The following is a 20,443-nucleotide window of genomic DNA, read 5'->3' as shown; positions in this document are numbered from 1 at the left end:
GCTAGCCTCCCTAGTTCAATACCAGACTACCCAGGGCAAACACATGAGTTTTTTTTAAGCGTTTAGTGGTGTTTTCTTAGACGAATATCTGCCGCAAGGATGCGGCAGTTAAGTCATCATCAATTATTGAGGGATGATTTCACGGCGTTTCGTATAAGAAAACTCCACTTTGTTCGCTTAGTTGATTGCATTTTGTACACTTATGCGCTCGCCCTGACAGACTACCCCTGTGGCAAATATAAGGTGAGTACTTGGCCGACGCGAATGTGGTTGTCTTTAATTTGGTTAACAAGGCGAATATCATCTAACTCAAGGCGATGCTGCCTTGCTATTTGCATCAGCGAATCGCCTTGCTGCACTTTATACTGCTTAACTAACACGCCTGCGGCAGGCACTTTAATCTGCTTACCTGCTTGTAAACCTTGCTTAAGACTGGGATTTAGCGTGATCAGCTCTTGTTGACTCACGCCAAACCAACGGCTCAAGCGGGTGTATGTCATACCCGGTTTGATTTCAACCTGAATGTAGCCATGCGCACTCGCCGATGCAGGCTTAGCTGCAGCTGTTTTAGCGGTTGCTTTAACTGTTGTATTTACAGGTGTTTTAACTTGCGTTTTTGGTGAAAGCTTAACCTTAGGCTTGGCTTGTTTCGCTTGCTGGGCAAGGCGCGTTTTACGCAGCTGAGCTTCCACTTGGCCACGCGTTGGCACTGAATCATTTTGCGCTGATATAAACTGAGGGGTAAAGCCGGTCGCCGCACTTATATGTATACCATCTACCGCATTCACCGGCATCACATTCGGGTGAACAATAAAGTTATGTTGATTGGTTAAATATTTTGCACCAACAAAATCGGGATTGAGCTGCTCAAACTGCGCCACATCCATACCTAAACCTTTCGCCAACGGCGCAACTTGGTAATCACGCTTGGTAATAATCACGGCATCACTGGGCGGCATTTTACCTTGACGTTTAATTTGATTGGCTAGCATGGTGGCCGCAATCCAACGTGGCACATAATGGCGTGTTTCTTTGGGCAAGTGGTCGTAAATAGTGACAAAGTTATAACGGCCAGAATCCACTTTTTCAAAGCGACGGCTAACACCATATTCACCCGCATTGTATGACGCAGCGATTAATAGCGCATCATTACCAAAGGCTTGCTGCCTTGCTTGGATGTATTTAATGGCCGCATCGGTGGCTTTCACTACGTCTTTGCGTTGTTCGGGACGAATGCCTAGCTCTTTTGCTGTTGCTGGCATCAATTGCCAAACACCATGGGCACCTTTATTGGACAAGGCTACGGTTCTAAACGCCGACTCAATCATGGCTAAGTAGCTATATTCGATAGGCAGTTCAGCTTGTCTTAAGCGATACTGCAAATAAGGCAGGTAGCGGTTACCGCGCAGTAAAGAGCCCGTAACAAACTCGGTTTGATAAAAGTAATCATATTCCGCTTTAACCCAGATATATAACTGACGAATTTCCTCGTTATCGAGCTCAACCTGTAGCGACCTGAGCACATCCAAATAATCTAGCTGCTCTGTTGTCGGTACAGCAAAAGGTGGCTCAATCGGTGCCACTTTCACGTCCACATACGGTTTACTGGGTGGCGGCGGAGGTGTTGAACAGGCCGTTAGCAACAATAACAATAGAGCAACACTGATTGATTTCACTTTTACTTTTCACTCCTACTGGAACAAGCCGACACACTACCAATTACTTTTTCTTCCAACTCGACCAAGGATCATTATCATCAGCTTGGCGATGGGCTGGCGCCGCAGGCTTAGTGCGACGCACTGGTTTGTCTTGGCGCTGGCGTTTTTTTTGCTGCTGCATTTCATAATCTTGCTGCGCTTTTAGCTTCATTTCCGCAATCAACTCAGGGGTTAATGGCATGGGATCACGCGGCTCTATGCCATCAACAAACCCACGCTCTCGCGGCTTTAATTCAAACTGTTGCTTACTAGGTCTGGGCATGCGTTTAAACCGATATAGGTAAAAATTCTCAATCTTATCTTTCGCCCATTCGGTCTTTTTCATAAATTTAACGCTACTGGCTATGCTGGGATTATTTTTAAAACAGTCCAATCGCAGTGCTTCATAAAGCAGCTCCCAACCATAAAACTCGACCAGCTCGGTTAATAACTGCTCATTTTTAAGGCCGTGTAACGGGTTGTTCTGTTGTTTTTCTATCATTTTATTTGCCAATAATCGCTACTAATACTAATCCGTCTTTATACCATTTGTTAGTGAGAAATGCTTGGCCTTAATCAGCTATAGCATAAACAAAAACACCCGCACTAACGCAGGTGTTTAGGCGGGTGTTAGAGAAATGACTTAGGTTACTTACAGTATTTCAGGTACTGCTTGTTTTAGCTCAGGGCTCCATACACCCACTTGAACTTGGCCTATGTGCTGCTTTTGTAGTAACAGCATAGCTAAACGAGACTGACCAATACCACCGCCGATGGTTTGTGGTAGCTTAGCTTCAAGTAGGCTCTTATGCCAATCAAATGCTAATCTGTCTTGGTCACCGGTGATTTCTAATTGCTTTTGCAGCGCTTCAGGGTTAACACGAATACCCATAGAAGAAATTTCAAATGAATCTTCAAGCACTGGGTTCCACACTAAGATATCACCGTTTAGACCCGCGTACTTATCACAGGTTGCCGTTGACCAGTCATCGTAGTCTGGAGCACGCACGTCATGGATTTCACCGTGAGACAATGCGCCGCCGATACCGATTAAGAATACCGCACCGTGCTCTTTAGTAATGGCGCGTTCACGCTCTTTCGCGGTTAGCTCTGGGTATTGCTCTAGTAATTGCTGAGCGTGAATAAAGGTGATTTTCTCAGGCAAAAATGGCTTGAGGTCAAACAAGGCATCCACTTCTGCTTCAGCGGCTTTAATCGCACTGTAAAGAGTCTCAACCGTTGCTTTTAGAAAATCTAATGAACGCTCAGAGCTCTCACAAATCACTTTTTCCCAGTCCCATTGGTCTACGTAAACCGAGTGAATTGGGCTTAGTTTCTCTTCATCTGGACGCAACGCTTTCATGTTAGTGTATAAGCCTTCACCCACTTTAAAGCCGTAATCACCTAAGGTTTTACGCTTCCATTTAGCCAATGAGTGAACCACTTCGAAATGCTGATCTTGCTCAGGCAGTGATTTCACTTTCACCGAAACAGCCTTCTCGTGGCCACTTAGGTTATCTTGGATACCGTCACCCACTTTTGCCAAAATAGGCGCTTGCACTTCAACAAGACCTAATTTTTCTTCTAATTGGCTGGCAAAAATCTGCTTAACCTTACTGATTTGACGTTGGCTTTGAATATATTGGCTGCTCATAAACTCATCCCTTTTGCGTAATTGTTTTAATCTTGTTTAATCAACTGACACGAATATTCACCCAAAGCGCAAATAAATTCAATAACCCACAATAAAAACAACAAAACCACTAAACATTCGTTAAAATTTAACTAGAATAATGAGAATTCAATAATCACAGGTTAAAAAAATGCCAGATAATTATCAGATCGACAATCTCGATAGACAGATACTTCAAGCCCTGACCGCCAATGCGCGCATTCCCTACGCCGAATTGGCCAAACAATGTGGGGTAAGCGCTGGCACCATTCATGTGCGGGTCGAAAAAATGAAACAAGCAGGTATTATAGAAGGCACGCGCGTGGCCATTAACGCCAAAAAGTTAGGCTACGACGTGTGCTGCTTTATCGGCGTAAACCTCACCAGCGCCAAAGACTACCCCGACACCATTAAGAAGTTAGAAGCCCTAGAAGAAGTGGTTGAAGCCTATTACACCACAGGCAACTACAGTATTTTTGTAAAGGTCATGACCCGCTCTATCGATCATCTGCAAACCACCCTAATCAACAAGATCCAAACCATAGACGCCATCCAATCCACCGAAACCCTGATTTCGCTGCAAAACCCGATTCACCGCGATGTGATGCCCTAACCCAGCTGCGCCTTGGTTTATTGCCAAGGCGTTATTTGATTTTGTTAATAACATGGGGGGGAAGCGGGATATAGCCGTGATTTGCAAACCTTGTCGCTAAACCATTGTTTACTTGATAAAAAAATGATGCAAGTATTAAGGGGATATTTAATACTCCCAACATGGGATCTAACAAGCTGTTATGGAAGTCGATAGTAACGAGTCTATGAAACTAAAATATGTTTACAAGCCACATAGAACTCTAGGTATTGATGTTCTTCCAATACTGTATATATGTGATTCCTGCGATGTACTTTGATAGAGAAAGCCATGTCAGAAGCACTTAATTGAGTAAGAGAAGCAAAAAATGGTACTGCAATGGGTTTTATTGATTGTTTTGGGCGGCTTTTTTGGAATGATTGGATTTATTTTGGGAACAAAGCTCATTATCAAAAAACAATGGCTAATATATGTGATTAGTTTATATGCCTATAGTTTCGTTAGTATTTTGTTCGTTAATTTGCGCATCCCGCTAGCAGATTCTTGGTTGTATTTTATTGAAATACCAGCGCCTAACTGGGCGATTTTAGCTGCAATAGCAGGTAAAACGGCCCCTTTAGGTGCGCTGATTTCCTTTCGTAAATGAAGATTACAGGAAAGCACTTTTTTGCTTCGTGAACATAGTCAGAATGATTGTTCAGCCACGACTAAATTAGCACCAGTTAGTTAAACACAGCACATCTCATGTTTTGCCCCCTAGGGTGTGACTTCAGTGCTAATCAAGTTTGTCAGTTTAAGAGGAAAGGCGCATGTTAGAAAAGTTAAGCCCCGTGGCTATCATCATCGGGCTGTTAATTTCACAAGCGGTTGTCATGGTTCTAATTTGGCCACTGATATTTGGGTTATTTTATGTTTATGAAGGCTCCTTCTTCGTGGCCTTCTTCGAATACCCTGCCGCGATTGCTGCCACCATAGTGGTTTCACTAATTGCTGTCATATGTGGCGGTTATGGCGCTATGCTGACCGCAAACAAACATCAAATCAACGCCATTATGTTTGGGGGGATGACCATAGTGCTGAATTTTTTAGTGCTCTATGCCATTGATTTTAAGTACGCGACTGGCCATCAATGGCTGCTTATAGTTGCAGGTATGTTAGTCATCCCTTGCGCCCAGCTTGGCGCTTACGCTTATAATAAGTTCCACTCTTTACAGGCTACCAGTTAAAGGCAAGCTTACCCCATCCGATTAGCATGAAGCTACTGTGACTGTTCGTTCATACACAATTTCACCGTGTTTAAATACCACAAAATCGCCGGGGTTCATTTTTACCCATGGCTCCCCTTCGGTAAGGGGACGTGTTGCGATCACGGTCACCACATCATCGGGCGTGGTTTCTTGTTGAAAATCCACCACCATGTCTTCATCAATTAGGCGCGCTTTGCCAAACGGGGCTTTACGGGTTAACCAATGTAAGTTATTGCTACAATACGCCATCACATACTCGCCATCACTGAGCAGCATGTTAAACACACCTTTCTCACGCAGGGTATCGCCGCAGCGTGCGAGCAATTCAAACACACAGGTTAAGTCACTGGGCTTACATTGAAAGTGCAATTTGAGCTGCGCTAAGATCCAACAAAAGGCCTTTTCACTGTCGGTTTCGCCAATTGGCAATAAATCCCCTGTGGGTAAACCTTCATAATCACTGAGTTGGCCATTATGGGCATAGGTCCAATTACGCCCCCATAGCTCACGGGTAAACGGATGGGTGTTTTCTAAGCTCACACCACCACGGTTGGCTTGGCGAATATGGCTGATCACCGCTTTACTTTTGATCGGATAAGCTTTCACCAATTCAGCAATTTCAGACTCACAGCTAGGTTGAGGATCTTTAAAACTGCGACAGCCTTTGCCTTCGTAAAAGGTAATGCCCCAACCATCTCGATGAGGCCCTGTGTCACCACCGCGCTTTACTAACCCAGTAAAACTAAAACAAATATCGGTTGGCACATTGGCGCTCATCCCTAACAACTCACACATGTTTTTACCTTACTCCGCCGAGTCTTGCATTTCTTTTTCGATCAACATGATCAGGATATGGATAATTTTAATATGTATTTCTTGGATCCGATCGGCATAACCAAAATGTGGCACACGGATTTCAATGTCGGCCAACCCTGCCATCTTACCGCCGTCTTTACCGGTTAAGGCGACCACCTTCATGCCTTTGGCTTTGGCCACTTCAATCGCATTAATAATGTTAGCGGAATTGCCACTGGTACTTAAACCAAATAAAACATCGCCAGCACGGCCCACGCCTTGCACATAACGTGAAAACACATGCTCATAACCATAGTCATTGCTGACGCACGACATGTGACTGGCATCGGCAATGGCAATGCCCGGTAGCGAAGGCCTATCATCACGATAGCGACCCGTTAACTCTTCGGCAAAATGCATCGCGTCACAGTGCGAGCCGCCATTGCCGCAAGAAAGCACTTTACCGTCGGCTTTAAAGCTGGCTGCAATCAGTTTCGCAGCCGCTTCAATTTTCTCTAGGTTCTCAGTTTGACTCATAAACTGGGTTAAAAGCGCGGCGGCTTCAGTTAACTCTGCTTGGATTAATTGCTGATACATGGCCTGTACTCAAGAACGTTAAAGGCGGCATTGTGCCATAGTTACTAGTTGATTCCTATACGCCTAGAGCCAAGCAAATAACTTCATCTATACTCAAAGCAGAGGTGATAGATGACAGATTTTATTGTTTTATTTATTACTGGCTCGCTGATTTTTTTACTTATTTTAGCGAAAGCCTCATTGGCAACCTGCTCCTTTTTGCTTGCGGCAAGCTTAATGTTGGCTTGGCAACAGCAATGGTTAGTTTGGTGGGTAAACTTGCCTTGCCTGATGCTGATTGGCGCGTTTAACCTCACTCCCCTGCGCCAACGCTATTTTTCTAACTTTGGCTTGGCTTGGTTTATCCGCCACAGTCAATTTTGGGTTAAACCCACTTCCTGCTTGGGCCAAGGCTGGCTGGAGCGAAAAATCATGACGGGGCAAATTCAATGGCACCATTTGCATGCTCAGCCTGCCCCCCGTATTAATGCGCAAGAGCAAGCTTTTTTGGATGGCCCAACCGATCAGCTGTGTCGCCTATTAATGGCTGCCCCCACTGCGAGTCAGCCCATCACTAAAGCCATCTGGCATCATTTAAAGCAGCATGGATTTTTGACCATGAATCAAGGAACGCATATTGGCGGCTGCGGTTTTAGCTTTTATTGTATTAATAAAGTGATTCAAAAGGTGGCCAGCATTAATGTCAACGCAGCCCAACTGCTTGCTCGAGTCAATAGCACAGGTGCTGCTTCGTTTATTCAGCACTGCGCACCGTCTTCACAACAACAGCTTTGGCTTGAGCCGATTTGCACTGGACGCCGCTTTGCACTGCTGATCACCGAAGCAAATGCACTGATGAAAAAAATTGACGATGAATGGGGCCAAATTCAGCTTGAACAACTTAGTATTATCGGCCCTGAACTGCCCGATTTATTGATCATTGCTATAACACAATCAAGCGAGGAAAGTCAGCAACAAGCATCAAGCTCGCCAGCCTATTTGCTGATTGACACCCAAGATTGCCCGCAACTAAGTCATCACTATGAGGCGGATCAACTGTTCATTTCTTTGTTAGATTACTGCTTTCCTATTAGTAGCCTAATTCCACCCGATGTGACCAAGCAATGGCATTGTTTAGCACAAGCTTGGCTGAAACTAAATTTAAGTGCCGTGCAGGCTGCGCAAATGAAACAAGCCTTAATGCAGACCCAAAAAGCTGCTTCAATGGCCGCCCAGTCAAGCCCGCCCCACAACATACCTGCCACGCAGCAAAAAGAAATGGCCAGCGACAAATCGATCAATCTACTGTTGCGGGTGACCATTTTTAATGCCTGTATTGATATGACGTGCTCAGCAATCGATAGCGGAGAAAGCCCGATTTTAATTGCCGATCTGTTAACCAATGAGATAGATAATACCCGTTCAGGGTTTGTCTTACCGGCGGCGAACCCTTATTTTGATTACCTTTTTACCTGCCATCCTTATCTACGTCATGCTTATTTAGCGAGCCAAGGAGAGCCAGATCTTAATCAATTTGACCACTATTTTGTTAGTCATATTGGCTATAACCTCAACCAAATGACCACGGTTCTCTGTAATAAGTTATTTTCTCGCTACCATTTTCAAGCTGCGGATGGGTTTTATTTTCGTTTGCTAAAGCGCTATAGCCACATCTTGGCTATTTTAGGTGAAGATCTCCTGCTCTCTAGCCCCTCCCTACATAGTCGAGACAGACAACAACAAAGATTATTAAGGCTACTGTCGCTCACTTATGTCATGGCCGCCTTATTACGCAATCATCAAAGTCGAGCCATTAAATTCTCAGCTCTCAATCGTGTTGTTAACGAAATTGAGACCCACCTGCAAAATATTGCAGCCAATATGAAAACGTCGTGGCAAGGGAAACTATTTTGTGCCTGCGTGATGCCAAGCAGACCCATTTATCTTGCTGATTCAGACAGTGATGCACACCAGATTAGCAAAGCAATCAACGAGCAAAAACACCACTTTCAAGATATATATACCCAATCAACTTGAAGATGTAAGTTGCTGAGCAGCGCTAAGTTGATTGGGGATATAGAGATAGCAGCCCAAGCAAAACAAGGGCTGCACAGCGATTGCAACGCGAGATAAGATTAAGCTTGTTGTAAACGCGCTGAGCGAGCCTTTTGCCAAACCAACACGGCCACTTGACCCAGTGCCATCGCTAGTATAAAGAAGATGATTTCTTTTTGCCCTGATACCATCGCCGTTAGCGCAGGTCCCGGACAGATACCCGCAATCCCCCAACCCAATCCAAATAACGCCGCGCCGGTTAATAGTGGCGCATCTATCTGTTTTTTAGTCGGAATTTTAAGGGGTTCACCACTGATGGCTTGATTACGCGGCTTGATCAAGAAATGATAAGCAGGTGCAAACACCATGAGTGCGCCGCCCATCACAAACGCTAAACTCGGATCCCAATTACCTGAGATGTTTAAAAAACCAATGACCTTAACAGGATCAACCATTTGGGAAATCACCATCCCCATACCAAACAGCATACCAGCCAATAACGCGATTAAACGATACATTACATCCACCCCAACATTTGACGAATTAAAACCACCATAATAGCCACCGCCATAAAGACCAGTGTGGCCACCACAGAGCGCATAGAAAAACGTCCCATGCCGCAAATACCGTGACCGCTAGTACAGCCATTACCCAATTTGGTGCCAATGCCCACTAAAAATCCAGCTGCTATGTAGAGCAGCAAAGAAGATGACGGCATGTCAGGAATAGAGAACCCCAACGGAATAAGCACCAAGGCACCTAACATCATGCCCACTAAAAATAACACCCGCCAACTGGTATCGCCGCGATGAGGGGTAAACAAGCCAGATAATATGCCGCTAATACCGGCGATGCGGCCACGAAACAGCAACAAAATCACCGCTGATAAGCCAAGTAACATACCGCCCGCTAAGGCGCTCCACGGGGTAAAATTTTCCACTATTACTCCTTAAAAATATTTTACAAACAAAAAAGTGGCTGCTCGCCTGCTCTCACAAAAATGTCAGCAAGCGGGCAAGCAATCTAACTAGCTATTGGCAGCTAATCGCAAAAACTGGTTTTTAGTACACCAAGTAAGGCTTCGATGCGCTTGTCTGCGAGGGAATAAAACACCTGCTGCGACTCTTTGCGCACATTAACTATGTTTTGTTTACGCAGCACGCTGAGGTGCTGAGAAAACGCGGATTGACTTAATTGTGTGTGCTTTGATAACTCACTGACGTTCAGTTCACCTTGAGTTAACAGGCACAGCACCATTAAACGATCTGGGTGAGCGACGGTTTTTAAAAACTCGGCCACAACGGCTGACTGCTGTTTCATTTTCTCAATGTCGTTCATATCCACCTCTTAAACTTAACCGCGCCATTGTAAAGTAAGGCGATTTAATTAGTCAAAACTATTTTAGATTAATCTTATTTAGAAAAAACTAAAATAATGTTTGATTAATTAGAATGTACTAATATAGTATTTACTAATCGAATCGGTAGGACATCTTGCCGATGTTATTTCATCGCAGGTTGGCAATAGTTAGGCCAAACTAAGGAGTCGCAAATGAAACTTGAAAATGCAGTTCGCGTATTCGCTGGCATCATGGTGCTGTTATCAATTGCCCTAACTTACTGGGTATCGCCCCACTTTGTCTGGTTGACAGTATTTATCGGCTTTAACTTGATCCAAAGCGCCTTTACGGGCATCTGTCCTGCCGCCAGCATATTGAAAAGTTTAGGTTTTAAGCCTTAACTATAAGAATGAAATAGAAAGAATTTTTATTACAACCCTTTTTAAATTGCGAGGATGCATGACTAAAATTTTAATCATCGGTGGTGTCGCCGGCGGTGCTTCTGCCGCCGCACGAGCTAGACGTTTAAGCGAAGATGCACAAATCATTATGTTTGAACGCGGCCCGTTTGTTTCATTTGCCAACTGTGGCTTGCCCTATCACATTGGGGGTGATATCACCGAGCGCAGTAAATTATTGCTGCAAACACCTGATAGTTTCTTAGCCCGTTTTAATGTTGACGTTCGCGTAATGAACGAAGTGGTTGAGATAGATAAAGAAAATAAAACGGTCACGGTTAAAAACCTCATCGATAACAGCCAGTACACGGAAAGCTATGATTTTTTACTGCTTAGCCCTGGTGCTGCGCCGATCGTGCCACCGATCCCCGGTATTCAAAATCCGCTAACCCATTCGCTGCGCAATATTCCCGATATGGACAAGATTTTGCACACCTTAGCAGTGAACAATGTTGAGCACGCAACCGTGGTTGGCGGCGGCTTTATCGGCCTTGAAATGATGGAAGCGCTGCATCAGCGTGGGATTAAAACCACCTTATTGGAGCTGGCCGATCAAGTGATGACACCGGTAGATCGTGAAATGGCAGGGTTTGCCCATGCCGAGATTCGCGCTCACGATATCGACCTACGTTTAGGCGTGGCGCTAGCAGGTGTTGAATATATTCCTGAGCCCCACATCGCCAGTAAAGATGCCGGTGAAAGTGTATCTCACCAACACATTAATGGTCATTTAAACCTTGAACTCAGCAATGGCGACTCCCTCAGCAGCGATATGCTGATCATGGCCATAGGTGTGCGTCCAGAAACCAGCCTAGCGGCGAAAGCCGGACTCACCATAGGCGAGCTTGGTGGTATTTGGACTAAACCGAATATGCAAACCAGTGATCCCTACATTTACGCCGTGGGCGATGCCATTGAAGAAGCCGATTTTGTCACCGGCCAATCCACCTTAGTGCCGCTAGCTGGGCCTGCCAATCGTCAAGGCCGCATGGCCGCCGACAATATGCTAGGGCGAGATGAGCATTACCAAGGAACCCAAGGCACGGCTATTTGTAAGATATTTGATTTAGCCATTGCATCCACTGGCAAAAACGAGAAACAACTCAAGCGCGCCGATATCCCTTACGAGAAGGTGTATGTGCACGCAGCCAGTCACGCCAGCTACTACCCTGGCTCTGAAATTGTGTCATTTAAACTGCTATTTGACCCAAGCACAGGCAAAATTTTAGGCGCCCAAGCCGCAGGTAAAGACGGCGTAGATAAGCGCATCGATGTGATGGCGGTGGCCCAGCGTGCCGGTATGACGGTTGAGCAGCTGCAGCACCTTGAGCTGACTTATGCGCCGCCTTACGGCAGTGCTAAGGATGTGATAAACCAAGCCGCGTTTGTGGCAACTAACATCATCAAAGGCGATGCCAAGGCCATTCATTATGATGAAATTGACCAGCTAAACGACAACCAAGTGCTACTTGATGTGCGAAACCCAGGCGAGCTTGAAAATGTCGGCATGATTGAGGGAGCAATCAATATTCCTGTGGATCAACTGCGCCAGCGCATTGGCGAGCTGCCTAAAGACAAAGAAATCGTGATTTACTGCCAAGTCGGCCTACGTGGCAATGTCGCTTATCGCCAGTTGGTCAATCATGGTTTTAAAGCGCGCAACTTAATCGGCGGCTATCGCACTTATAAATTTGCCAAAGTGTAATTACACGTTTAACAAGGTGTTAACAAGCATTAGGGAGGGGCCATTGAGCTCCTCTCATTTAGCCTACAAAAGCTAAGGAGTGCCAGATGAGTTTAACTAAGTTAAATCCGCGAACCATGGCAAGGAGCTTTGCATTTTCATGTGCACTGCTACCCACCATAATGCTCTTTAGCTACCCCAGCCTAGCCGCTCAAGGAGACGCTGACGACAAGACGATAGCAAGCATCACTGTCATCCCGACCCAAGCGCCCACCCTATTAACCTTTAATGCCACCATTGAAGCCGTTAATCATGGCACCGTATCGGCGCAAACCTCAGGTCGCATTACCCAACTGAACTATGATGTCAGCGATCGCGTACCCGCAGGTGCAACCTTGCTCACCATTACCGATACCGAGCAAGCGGCCAGTATTTTAGCGGCCAAGGCCAATGTATCCGCCAGTGAAGCGGCCAATGTTGAAGCGCAGCTTAATTTAAAGCGCCTGAGTGCGTTATACCCCAAAGGCGCGATTTCCAAAGGCCAGTTAGACCAAGCTAAGGCCAACGCGCAAGCGAGTAAAAGTCAATTACAAGCCGCCCTTGCGCAGCTAACCCAAGCCGAGCAAGCTCATAGTTATACCCAGGTTCACGCCCCCTTTGCTGGTGTGGTGACCGAGCGCCACGTCCAGCTTGGCGAAGCCGTCAACGTGGGCACCCCACTCTACTCGGGCTTTGCCCTTGATAAACTGCGCGCCGTGGTGGCGGTACCGCAAAGCTACTTGGCGAAGATCCACCCCGACAACCAATATACTTTATTACTCAATGATCAGCCCATTCTCACCAGTAATGATGCGGTGCTGTTTAACTACGCCAACAGCCAAAGTCATAGCGTCAAGTTACGCGTCAATTTCGATAACCCTGAAGGCCAACTGCTACCGGGCATGTGGGTAAAAGTGGAATTTGCAGTCAATGCCGCCAAAGACTCAATCAATGAGCAAATCTGGCTACCGCGCAGCGCTGTACTTGAGCAATATCAGCTAACAGGGGTTTACCTTAAAACCGAACGCGGCTGGCAGCTCACCCCAGTGCGCATCGCCGAGCAAAAGGGCGATAGCGTATTAATAACCAGCGGATTGCACGTCAACGACATCGTGGCCGAACAAGCTCAGCAGCTGCAAGCGCTTATTTTGAGCCAGCAAAAAGCGCACAATTAATAGCGAGCAAAGCATCATGGACAAGCCAAGGCTCGGCATTTCTGGGCGCATCGCTAAGCAATTTCAAAACTCAGCCATCACGCCACTATTGGCGCTGACCGGGTTGTTACTGGGCTTATTTGCCGTGCTGATCACGCCAAAAGAAGAAGAGCCGCAAATTGATGTGACCTTTGTTGACGTGTTTATTCCCTTTCCCGGTGCGTCGGTGCAAGAAGTCGAACATCTGCTTACTTATCCTGCTGAGCAAGTGATCTCTGAGCTACACGGCATCGATACCTTGTATTCCTTTTCCCAAAGCGGCGGTGCCATGTTTATTGTGGTGTTTGAAGTTGGGGTGCCTCGTGAAAGTGCGATTGTCGGTTTGTACAACCAGCTTTATGCCAATTTAGACAAGCTGCCGCAACAAGCCGGCGTTGGCCAGCCACAGGTTAAACCCAAAGCCATTGATGATGTGCCCATTGTCAGCCTGACCCTATGGTCACAAGATGCCAATGCCAGTTTGACTCAGCTTAGCGATATTGCCACTAGCCTAGAAACCGAGCTAAAACGAGTTCCCGGCACGCGCAATATTACCGTCCATGGCCACCAGCAACGCGTGCTTAGCATTCGTCTTGATAGCCATAAAATGAATGCTTATGGCGTTAATATTGGACAAATTAGCGCGTTACTAGGCCAAGCTAATCAGCGTTCAAACTTACTGCCGCTGCAGCAGGCAAACCAAATCATTCAAGTGCAAACGGGGCAATTTTTTCAATCCGAGCAAGAGCTAAGCCAATTGGTGATAGCCCTGCACCAAGGTGAGCCCGTTTATTTAAGTGATGTGGCCACCTTAACTTTAGGAGCTGAGCTACCCAGCCAAAGTGTATGGCATGGCGTGGGTGATGGCGCACAAACTAACATCTATCCTGCGGTCACCTTGAGCATTGCCAAGCAGCCCGGCCAAAATGCGGTGGCGGTGGCAGAGCAAGTGCTAAAGCGTATGAGCCAGTTAGAAAATGTATTACTGCCAAATAATATTCACTATGAAGTTACCCGTAACTATGGCGTGACTGCGGAAAATAAATCCAACACCCTGATTGGCAAATTGATTTTTGCCACGCTCGCGGTGATTGTACTGGTTGTTATCACCATGGGCTGGCGTGAAGCCTTAGTGGTGGGTGCGGCCATTACCGTCACCTTAGCCTTAACCTTATTTGCTTCTTGGGCGTGGGGGTTTACCTTAAACCGCGTGTCTTTATTTGCCTTAATATTTTCCATCGGCATCTTGGTCGATGACGCTATAGTCGTTGTTGAAAATATTCATCGCCACATGAGCATCGAAGATAAGCCGTTACTGGCGATAATTCCACAAGCGGTAGATGAAGTGGGCGGCCCCACGATTTTAGCGACCTTTACCGTGATAGCCGCGCTGCTGCCCATGGCCTTTGTTTCAGGCCTAATGGGGCCTTATATGAGCCCGATTCCCATTAATGCCAGTTTGGGCATGTTGATTTCCTTGCTGGTGGCGTTTGTGCTTTCGCCTTGGTTGAGCGGACATTTATTACATCGCCATCAACCAAGCGCAGCAATAGACATTGATGCAAACAAAAAAGCTAACCTGACCATGCGCTTTTTTAACCGTATGATGACGCCTTTTGTTCGCCAGCAAGGAGGACGGCGCGCTCGATTTGGCCTTGCCCTTGTGATTGCACTGTTGATCTTGGGCTCACTCGCCCTGCCGCTAAGTCAGCATGTAGTGTTAAAAATGCTGCCCTTTGACAATAAATCCGAATTTCAAGTAATGGTGGATTTACCCGAGGGGGCCACCTTAGAAACAAGCCAACGCCTTGGCATGGCGCTAAGCCAATACCTGTTAACCGTACCAGAAGTCGTTAATGTGCAGCTTTATGCCGGAAACAGCGCGCCGATTAACTTTAATGGCCTAGTGCGCCACTATTATTTACGCAGCAGCCCGGCTCTCTCCGATATCCAAGTCAATTTGCTGGATAAGGAGCACCGAGAGCGCAGCAGCCATGACATAGCCCTATCGGTGCGTGAAGATTTACAACAAATCGGCCAAGCTTATGGTGCCAACATTAAAGTAGTTGAAGTGCCACCGGGGCCACCGGTTTGGTCGCCAATCGTGGCCGAGGTTTATGGCCCAAGCCAACAAGCGCGTGAACAAGCGGCAACGCAATTGTTGGCGACGTTTAAGCAAACGCCTGATTTGGTGGATATCGACATCGAGCTACCTGCCGCCCAACCCCAATGGCAGCTAGTGATAGATCGTGCTAAGGCCAGTTTGCTTGGCGTATCGGCGCAAACCATTGTCTCTACTTTAAGCACCGCCTTGGCTGGACACGATGTGTCTAGCTTGCACTTGCCAAATCAAAAACGCGCGGTGCCCATTCGTTTGCAGTTAACCGAAGCCAATAAACTTAATTTACAAGATGCCTTAACCTTACAAGTGCCCACGCAAACGGGGCAACAGGTTGCCTTAAGTGAAGTCGTCACTGTGGTTAAGGGACAAATTGAATCGACCATTATGCATAAAGACATGCAGCCCATGATCATGGTGGTGGCCGATATGGCGGGTAAGCTAGATAGCCCCTTATATGGCATGTTTGATGTCGCTGGCCAGCTAGATAAACAGGCCACGCCGCCTACGCAGCACTTTATCAGTGCGCCCGATGGCTTTGCCGGCATCAGTATTTTATGGGATGGCGAGTGGAAAATCACCTACGAGACGTTTCGTGATATGGGCATTGCTTATGCTGTGGGCATGATTTTAATTTACTTACTGGTGGTGGCGCAGTTTAAATCCTACAGCGTGCCTCTCGTTATTATGGCGCCTATTCCCTTAACCATTATTGGTGTGCTGCCCGGCCATGCTTTGTTTGGCGCACAATTTACCGCGACCTCGATGATAGGGATGATCGCCTTGGCTGGGATCATAGTGCGTAACTCTATCTTACTGGTAGATTTTATCGAGCAACAAAGAGCTAAGGGCATGCCTTTAGAGCAAGCCGTGATTGAATCGGGCGCTGTCAGGGCCAAACCCATCTTATTAACCGCGCTGGCCGCGATGATAGGCGCGCTGTTTATCTTGGATGATCCGATTTTTAACGGCTTAGCCATCAGCTTAATTTTCGGGATCTTTATCTCGTCTCTGCTGACCTTAGTCGTGATCCCGATTTTGTATTACAGCGCCTATGCCAAGCGACAAGTTGATTAAGCAACCGGAATATGAGCAACAAGCGCCAGCATAAATAAATGACACACCAAGACCACGGCCGTGATCTTGGTGCGCATTTTTTGATAATCCGCAGACAGGGTTTGCCAAACTGGCAAACGCCGTTGCAACAATAACAGCCAAACATACGCCGCAGCAAGAAAAGCTAACTGTGCCCAGCTTGGCGCGAATACCAGCAGTGGCATGGGAATGGTAACCAGCACCACCAGCCAAGCTTGGGTTAGGCTTTGTGCTTGGCCTGCCTCCCTTTGGTTATTGGCACTGGGTTGCCATAATGAGCCAGCGACAAAGCTCACTATGCTAATGCTGTACAAAATAAAAGCTTGCAGTAGCCACTGCATTTCCGCAATAAAATACCCCCCTGTAAACACAAGAAAAGGCACTAAGCCAAGATAACCTAAGGTAATGTGATGTGACGGGGATGTTGTTGGCATGGGTGCGGCCTTACTTTCAGTTTGCAAAATCAGATTGAAAGTAAACGAGTCGGCAAGACGAAACGATCATCGCCTTGCCATTGGCACATCGTGGTTTGGCCTTTAATTAAGCGGCGTCACTAAGGTTTCAGGGTATTTAAATAACAAGCTGGCCAACTCGGCGATCACCTTGTTGCGATCGGCTAAGCTAAGCTCGCTGTTGGTTAAATAAATACTAACAAAGGTAGGGGGTTGTTCGCCTTGCCACAATAACGCCGTGATGCCTCGCGAGCCATAACTGCCAGCGCCAGTGCGATCGGCAATTTGCCAATTGGGTGGCAATACCGAGCGGATAAGATCATCAGATACGGTGTTATCCATCATCCATTGCTTTAACTGCGCTTTGGCTTGATCGCTAATGTGTGGGCCGGTGAAAATTTGATTTAGGGTATGAACCATGGCCACGGGCGTCGTGGTATCACGCTCACCATCAGGCAAGGCATCATTAATTTCTGGCTCTATACTGACCAATTTAGTGGTCATATCGCCCATTAAGCGAATAAAGCGCATCACCGAAGGCTGTCCACCTAAGTGAGCTAACACTAAATTTACCGCGGTATTATCACTGGTCAGCATGGTGGCTTCACAGGCTTGCATTACCGTCATGCTGCGGCCAATGTTTTTCTCCGTGACTGGCGACCATGGCACTAGCATATCCGCTTGAATAAGCGTACTTGCTTTGCCATCTAAACCACCGCTTTCAACTTGCCCCAGCATTCTAGCGCACACCAGTGTTTTAAAAGTACTGCTAATCGGAAAACGTTCATCACCGCGATATTGCCAAAGTCGACCAATTTCAGGCTGAAAGGTCGCCATACCAATGCGCGCATTGACACGTTTTTCAATGGCTTTAATCTCTTGATTCAAATTATCTTGGGACGCAACCGCTTGACCACAAAATGCCCCCATCAACAACACACCTAACATCAAGCGGGTTTTCATTCTTTTTTTCATAACAACTACCTTCTTCGACAAGAGCGCCATTTTCGCTGGCTATGCCAGCGGTCGCAACAGTGCACTGACGCCGATAACCATTATCGTTAACTCGCTAACATAAATAGCCCTATTGAAAACGCCCCTGCGACCAGCCTGAAATCACCACCATAAAAATAAACCCAATTAAATCAAACAACAAAGAAAATACCGAGCATTAACCAATACAAAACCCGAAATTAACAAATAATCAAGAATAAGTGACTTTGTAACCTAAATATAATGTTTTTTTATACTACCCACGCCGATTGATAAGAATCAAAAATCCAGCCGACTTACAAAGTTACATTCCAACCCAAAGGAGTAAACAACGTCCCGATGCTCTCGCAAACAACACGGCGACGGGACGAATCGATTACAACAAACAAGAACAAACGCTATTTTTATCTATAAAGGGAACTTATCATGAAAAACCGTTGGCTTATTGCCGCATCGGCTGTGGGGATCCACGGCTCGATCGGCTCAGTTTACGCATGGAGCGTATTTAACCTACCACTTGAACAAACCTTTGGCTGGGACAAATCTGCAGTGGCCGGCACCTTTAGCTTAGCCATCTTTTTCCTTGGTTTATCCGCTGCCATTATGGGCCACTTTGTTGAGCGCCATGGACCACGCAAAGCCGGCTTAATCGCCGCGACTTTTTGGGGGGCAGGCTTATTAGTCGCAGGATTGGGCACCTCACTCGAAAGTATCTACCTGCTTTGGTTAGGCTATGGTGTTTTAGGCGGCATAGGCTTGGGTGTGGGTTACATTACGCCAGTATCCACTTTAGTTAAATGGTTCCCAGATCGTCGCGGTTTTGCCACCGGCCTTGCTATCATGGGCTTTGGTTTTGGTGCCATGATCGGCGGCCCCGTGTTTGGTTACTTAATGGAAAATTTCTCTATCCCCGCCACTTTTTATACTGCGGGTATCGCTTACATGGTGATCATGTATCTCTCTGCTTTATACCTCGAGCGCCCACCTGAAGGTTGGATGCCTGACAACATGAAAGCAGCAGTTGCAGCTGGCAGCAAAAAAGTCACCCAAGACTTAAGCCAACAAACGGCCAATGAGGCAGTTAAAACGGCGCCTTTCTATTGGCTATGGGTGATGATGTTTATCAACATTGCTTGTGGCATTGGCGTGATCTACTCAGCTTCTCCACTGGCACAAGAAACCATTGGCTTAACACCAACAGAAGCGGCTGCCGTGGTAGGTTTAATGGCGGTGTTTAACGGTATTGGCCGCCTTGCTTGGGCAACCTTCTCAGACACGCTAGGTAGACCAAACACCTACATTGCCTTTTTTGTGCTGCAAATTGCCTTGTTCTTGATGCTGCCTAACATCACCAGTGTGATCTTATTCCAAGTGGTGTTATTTACCATCATGACTTGTTACGGCGGCGGCTTTGCTACCCTACCCGCATTTATCGGCGACTTGTTTGGTACCAAACAACTGGGCGCAATCCACGGCTACATCCTTACCGCATGGGCATTTGCAGGCCTAGTGGGCCCACAAATCGCAGCTTACCTACGCTCGGTAACCGGCAGCTATGAACTAACCCTGTATATCTTTAGCGGCGCGTTTATTGTAGCCTTGGCAGTGTCGGTATTAATGAAATCTTACATCACTAAAACCCGCGCTAGCATGGTGGCAGCTAACGCCTAAATGCTTCATTTACATCGTCTTAACGGCTCTGATATCAGAGCCGTTTTGTTATCACGCTCCCTCTCATAACCCAAACAAAGTGCCTGTTCAATTTCTTTACTAAAAAAGACGGGCTTCATATGACAAACTTTCTATTCAAGAGAGCACCGCGCCATAGAGAGTTCCCACTAAAGTGCTTCGCAGCATTATTTGATGCCGCCCTGTCGGAAGTGAGTAAAATGGCTAACGATTTAAGAATGACTCCCCATGCTTGGCATTATTCGTTTAGATTTAGTATTGTTTTCACGGCGTTCATATTGAATGCAGTATTTGCAAGGCTCACACCTTAATGCCGTGTTATGGATAAGTGCAAGCAGAGGCGCTCTTGAGCAATAAAAAAAGATTGAAAAAACTCGAAAACAGGTTGCTAGTTGATAAAGATAAATGGGGCGTTAACGATAATACATACTCTTCTCCACCCGAGTTTTATTATGACATTGAATATAAATGTTCAGAGTGTGGTAAGACTGACATTTGGACAGCTTCGCAACAAAAACGCTGGTATGAAGAGTTGGGTAAAACTATTAATGCTGTTGCCAAGCGCTGTAGAGTGTGTAGAGCACATATACAAGCAATCAAAGAAGAGCAGAAACGGCATATGGAAGCGTTGGCAAATAAACCAAAACATCCAAATGAAAAGTTCTTCAAAACACATAAAAGATAAGCATCGACTTCGCAGCCGCCCCCCTACATTCGGTTGTGGGACAACGCTAGGCTAATCCCCTGA

General features: G+C 46.4%; 20 protein-coding genes. 10 read left to right on the top strand and 10 right to left on the bottom strand.

What is annotated here, in order from left to right; all coding sequences use genetic code 11:
• Positions 1-221 precede the first annotated feature (221 nt).
• The 3 genes from ACK8OT_RS00785 to asnA form a co-directional block, all read right to left on the bottom strand.
• The gene (locus ACK8OT_RS00785; protein WP_410194604.1) at positions 222-1,676 is read right to left on the bottom strand and encodes a lytic transglycosylase domain-containing protein; all 1,455 of its coding nucleotides are present in this window, start codon (positions 1,674-1,676) and stop codon (positions 222-224) included.
• A 43-nt stretch (positions 1,677-1,719) separates the two neighbouring features.
• Entirely contained in the window at positions 1,720-2,199 is a 480-nt protein-coding gene (locus ACK8OT_RS00780) for a VF530 family protein (protein WP_410194603.1), read from the bottom strand.
• Positions 2,200-2,349: 150 nt separating this feature from the next.
• Positions 2,350-3,351: an aspartate--ammonia ligase gene (gene asnA / locus ACK8OT_RS00775; protein WP_410194602.1), complete on the bottom strand. Its 1,002-nt coding sequence runs from the start codon at positions 3,349-3,351 to the stop codon at positions 2,350-2,352.
• Positions 3,352-3,520: 169 nt separating this feature from the next.
• Between asnA and asnC the strand changes: the two genes are divergently transcribed.
• The 3 genes from asnC to ACK8OT_RS00760 all read left to right on the top strand — a co-directional run bounded on the left by asnC (position 3,521) and on the right by ACK8OT_RS00760 (position 5,187).
• A complete protein-coding gene (asnC, locus tag ACK8OT_RS00770) occupies positions 3,521-3,982 on the top strand; it encodes a transcriptional regulator AsnC (RefSeq protein WP_410194601.1) in 462 nt (153 codons plus the stop codon).
• A 346-nt stretch (positions 3,983-4,328) separates the two neighbouring features.
• Positions 4,329-4,607, top strand: coding sequence for a hypothetical protein (locus tag ACK8OT_RS00765; protein ID WP_410194600.1), 279 nt, complete (start codon positions 4,329-4,331; stop codon positions 4,605-4,607).
• 163 nt (positions 4,608-4,770) lie between these two features.
• The gene (locus ACK8OT_RS00760) at positions 4,771-5,187 is read left to right on the top strand and encodes a hypothetical protein (RefSeq protein WP_410194599.1); all 417 of its coding nucleotides are present in this window, start codon (positions 4,771-4,773) and stop codon (positions 5,185-5,187) included.
• 21 nt (positions 5,188-5,208) lie between these two features.
• Here ACK8OT_RS00760 and ACK8OT_RS00755 read toward each other — a convergent pair whose 3' ends face one another.
• Positions 5,209-6,003 carry a class II glutamine amidotransferase gene (locus ACK8OT_RS00755; RefSeq protein WP_410194598.1) on the bottom strand — a complete coding sequence of 265 codons (795 nt, stop codon included), beginning with the start codon at positions 6,001-6,003 and terminating at the stop codon, positions 5,209-5,211.
• Between the two features lie 9 nt (positions 6,004-6,012).
• Entirely contained in the window at positions 6,013-6,600 is a 588-nt protein-coding gene (gene lpcA / locus ACK8OT_RS00750; RefSeq protein ID WP_410194597.1) for a D-sedoheptulose 7-phosphate isomerase, read from the bottom strand.
• Between the two features lie 111 nt (positions 6,601-6,711).
• On the opposite strand from lpcA, the gene ACK8OT_RS00745 reads away from it, so the two are divergent.
• The gene (locus ACK8OT_RS00745) at positions 6,712-8,616 is read left to right on the top strand and encodes an acyl-CoA dehydrogenase domain-containing protein (RefSeq protein WP_410194596.1); all 1,905 of its coding nucleotides are present in this window, start codon (positions 6,712-6,714) and stop codon (positions 8,614-8,616) included.
• 98 nt (positions 8,617-8,714) lie between these two features.
• On the opposite strand, the gene ACK8OT_RS00740 is transcribed toward ACK8OT_RS00745, so the two are convergent.
• The 3 genes from ACK8OT_RS00740 to ACK8OT_RS00730 all read right to left on the bottom strand — a co-directional run bounded on the left by ACK8OT_RS00740 (position 8,715) and on the right by ACK8OT_RS00730 (position 9,972).
• Positions 8,715-9,152 (bottom strand): DUF6691 family protein, encoded by a 438-nt coding sequence (locus tag ACK8OT_RS00740; protein WP_410194595.1) that lies wholly within the window; start codon positions 9,150-9,152, stop codon positions 8,715-8,717.
• A complete protein-coding gene (locus ACK8OT_RS00735) occupies positions 9,152-9,574 on the bottom strand; it encodes a YeeE/YedE family protein (protein ID WP_410194594.1) in 423 nt (140 codons plus the stop codon). The genes ACK8OT_RS00740 and ACK8OT_RS00735 overlap by 1 nt, the downstream gene beginning before the upstream one ends.
• 101 nt (positions 9,575-9,675) lie before the next feature.
• Positions 9,676-9,972, bottom strand: a complete 297-nt coding sequence (locus ACK8OT_RS00730) for an ArsR/SmtB family transcription factor (protein ID WP_410194593.1) — start codon at positions 9,970-9,972, stop codon at positions 9,676-9,678.
• 213 nt (positions 9,973-10,185) lie between these two features.
• Here ACK8OT_RS00730 and ACK8OT_RS00725 point away from each other — a divergent pair, with 213 nt between their 5' ends.
• The 4 genes from ACK8OT_RS00725 (at position 10,186) to ACK8OT_RS00710 (ending at position 16,543) form a co-directional block, all read left to right on the top strand.
• Complete coding sequence (locus ACK8OT_RS00725; RefSeq protein WP_410194592.1) at positions 10,186-10,374, top strand: YgaP family membrane protein; 189 nt, start codon at positions 10,186-10,188, stop codon at positions 10,372-10,374.
• A 58-nt stretch (positions 10,375-10,432) separates the two neighbouring features.
• Positions 10,433-12,136, top strand: a complete 1,704-nt coding sequence (locus ACK8OT_RS00720) for an FAD-dependent oxidoreductase (RefSeq protein ID WP_410194591.1) — start codon at positions 10,433-10,435, stop codon at positions 12,134-12,136.
• Positions 12,137-12,222: 86 nt separating this feature from the next.
• Positions 12,223-13,329 carry an efflux RND transporter periplasmic adaptor subunit gene (locus ACK8OT_RS00715; protein WP_410194590.1) on the top strand — a complete coding sequence of 369 codons (1,107 nt, stop codon included), beginning with the start codon at positions 12,223-12,225 and terminating at the stop codon, positions 13,327-13,329.
• Between the two features lie 16 nt (positions 13,330-13,345).
• Positions 13,346-16,543 carry an efflux RND transporter permease subunit gene (locus tag ACK8OT_RS00710; RefSeq protein ID WP_410194589.1) on the top strand — a complete coding sequence of 1,066 codons (3,198 nt, stop codon included), beginning with the start codon at positions 13,346-13,348 and terminating at the stop codon, positions 16,541-16,543.
• Here ACK8OT_RS00710 and ACK8OT_RS00705 read toward each other — a convergent pair.
• Both ACK8OT_RS00705 and bla read right to left on the bottom strand, forming a co-directional pair.
• The gene (locus ACK8OT_RS00705) at positions 16,540-16,995 is read right to left on the bottom strand and encodes a DUF3429 domain-containing protein (protein ID WP_410194588.1); all 456 of its coding nucleotides are present in this window, start codon (positions 16,993-16,995) and stop codon (positions 16,540-16,542) included. The two genes, ACK8OT_RS00710 and ACK8OT_RS00705, sit on opposite strands and share 4 nt — an antisense overlap.
• Before the next feature lie 102 nt (positions 16,996-17,097).
• On the bottom strand, positions 17,098-17,988 hold the full coding sequence (gene bla / locus ACK8OT_RS00700) for a class A beta-lactamase (protein WP_410194587.1): 891 nt from the start codon (positions 17,986-17,988) through the stop codon (positions 17,098-17,100).
• A 444-nt stretch (positions 17,989-18,432) separates the two neighbouring features.
• Here bla and ACK8OT_RS00695 point away from each other — a divergent pair, with 444 nt between their 5' ends.
• On the top strand, positions 18,433-19,677 hold the full coding sequence (locus ACK8OT_RS00695) for an L-lactate MFS transporter (RefSeq protein WP_410194586.1): 1,245 nt from the start codon (positions 18,433-18,435) through the stop codon (positions 19,675-19,677).
• Between the two features lie 364 nt (positions 19,678-20,041).
• Positions 20,042-20,380, top strand: coding sequence for a zinc-ribbon domain containing protein (locus tag ACK8OT_RS00690; RefSeq protein WP_410194585.1), 339 nt, complete (start codon positions 20,042-20,044; stop codon positions 20,378-20,380).
• Positions 20,381-20,443 lie beyond the last annotated feature (63 nt).

Origin of the sequence: Motilimonas thetidivivens (assembly GCF_046452435.1) — a bacterium.
GTDB lineage: Bacteria > Pseudomonadota > Gammaproteobacteria > Enterobacterales > CBDFNC01 > Motilimonas.
This window is presented reverse-complemented; position numbering and strand designations above follow the sequence as displayed.

Coding starts and splice junctions, on each gene's coding strand:
- ACK8OT_RS00780 (WP_410194603.1), bottom strand. CDS start 2,199: ATGATAGAAAAACAACAGAACAACCCGTTACACGGCCTTAAAAATGAG.
- asnA (WP_410194602.1), bottom strand. CDS start 3,351: ATGAGCAGCCAATATATTCAAAGCCAACGTCAAATCAGTAAGGTTAAG.
- asnC (WP_410194601.1), top strand. CDS start 3,521: ATGCCAGATAATTATCAGATCGACAATCTCGATAGACAGATACTTCAA.
- ACK8OT_RS00765 (WP_410194600.1), top strand. CDS start 4,329: ATGGTACTGCAATGGGTTTTATTGATTGTTTTGGGCGGCTTTTTTGGA.
- ACK8OT_RS00760 (WP_410194599.1), top strand. CDS start 4,771: ATGTTAGAAAAGTTAAGCCCCGTGGCTATCATCATCGGGCTGTTAATT.
- ACK8OT_RS00755 (WP_410194598.1), bottom strand. CDS start 6,003: ATGTGTGAGTTGTTAGGGATGAGCGCCAATGTGCCAACCGATATTTGT.
- lpcA (WP_410194597.1), bottom strand. CDS start 6,600: ATGTATCAGCAATTAATCCAAGCAGAGTTAACTGAAGCCGCCGCGCTT.
- ACK8OT_RS00745 (WP_410194596.1), top strand. CDS start 6,712: ATGACAGATTTTATTGTTTTATTTATTACTGGCTCGCTGATTTTTTTA.
- ACK8OT_RS00740 (WP_410194595.1), bottom strand. CDS start 9,152: ATGTATCGTTTAATCGCGTTATTGGCTGGTATGCTGTTTGGTATGGGG.
- ACK8OT_RS00730 (WP_410194593.1), bottom strand. CDS start 9,972: ATGAACGACATTGAGAAAATGAAACAGCAGTCAGCCGTTGTGGCCGAG.
- ACK8OT_RS00725 (WP_410194592.1), top strand. CDS start 10,186: ATGAAACTTGAAAATGCAGTTCGCGTATTCGCTGGCATCATGGTGCTG.
- ACK8OT_RS00720 (WP_410194591.1), top strand. CDS start 10,433: ATGACTAAAATTTTAATCATCGGTGGTGTCGCCGGCGGTGCTTCTGCC.
- ACK8OT_RS00715 (WP_410194590.1), top strand. CDS start 12,223: ATGAGTTTAACTAAGTTAAATCCGCGAACCATGGCAAGGAGCTTTGCA.
- ACK8OT_RS00710 (WP_410194589.1), top strand. CDS start 13,346: ATGGACAAGCCAAGGCTCGGCATTTCTGGGCGCATCGCTAAGCAATTT.
- ACK8OT_RS00705 (WP_410194588.1), bottom strand. CDS start 16,995: ATGCCAACAACATCCCCGTCACATCACATTACCTTAGGTTATCTTGGC.
- bla (WP_410194587.1), bottom strand. CDS start 17,988: ATGAAAAAAAGAATGAAAACCCGCTTGATGTTAGGTGTGTTGTTGATG.
- ACK8OT_RS00695 (WP_410194586.1), top strand. CDS start 18,433: ATGAAAAACCGTTGGCTTATTGCCGCATCGGCTGTGGGGATCCACGGC.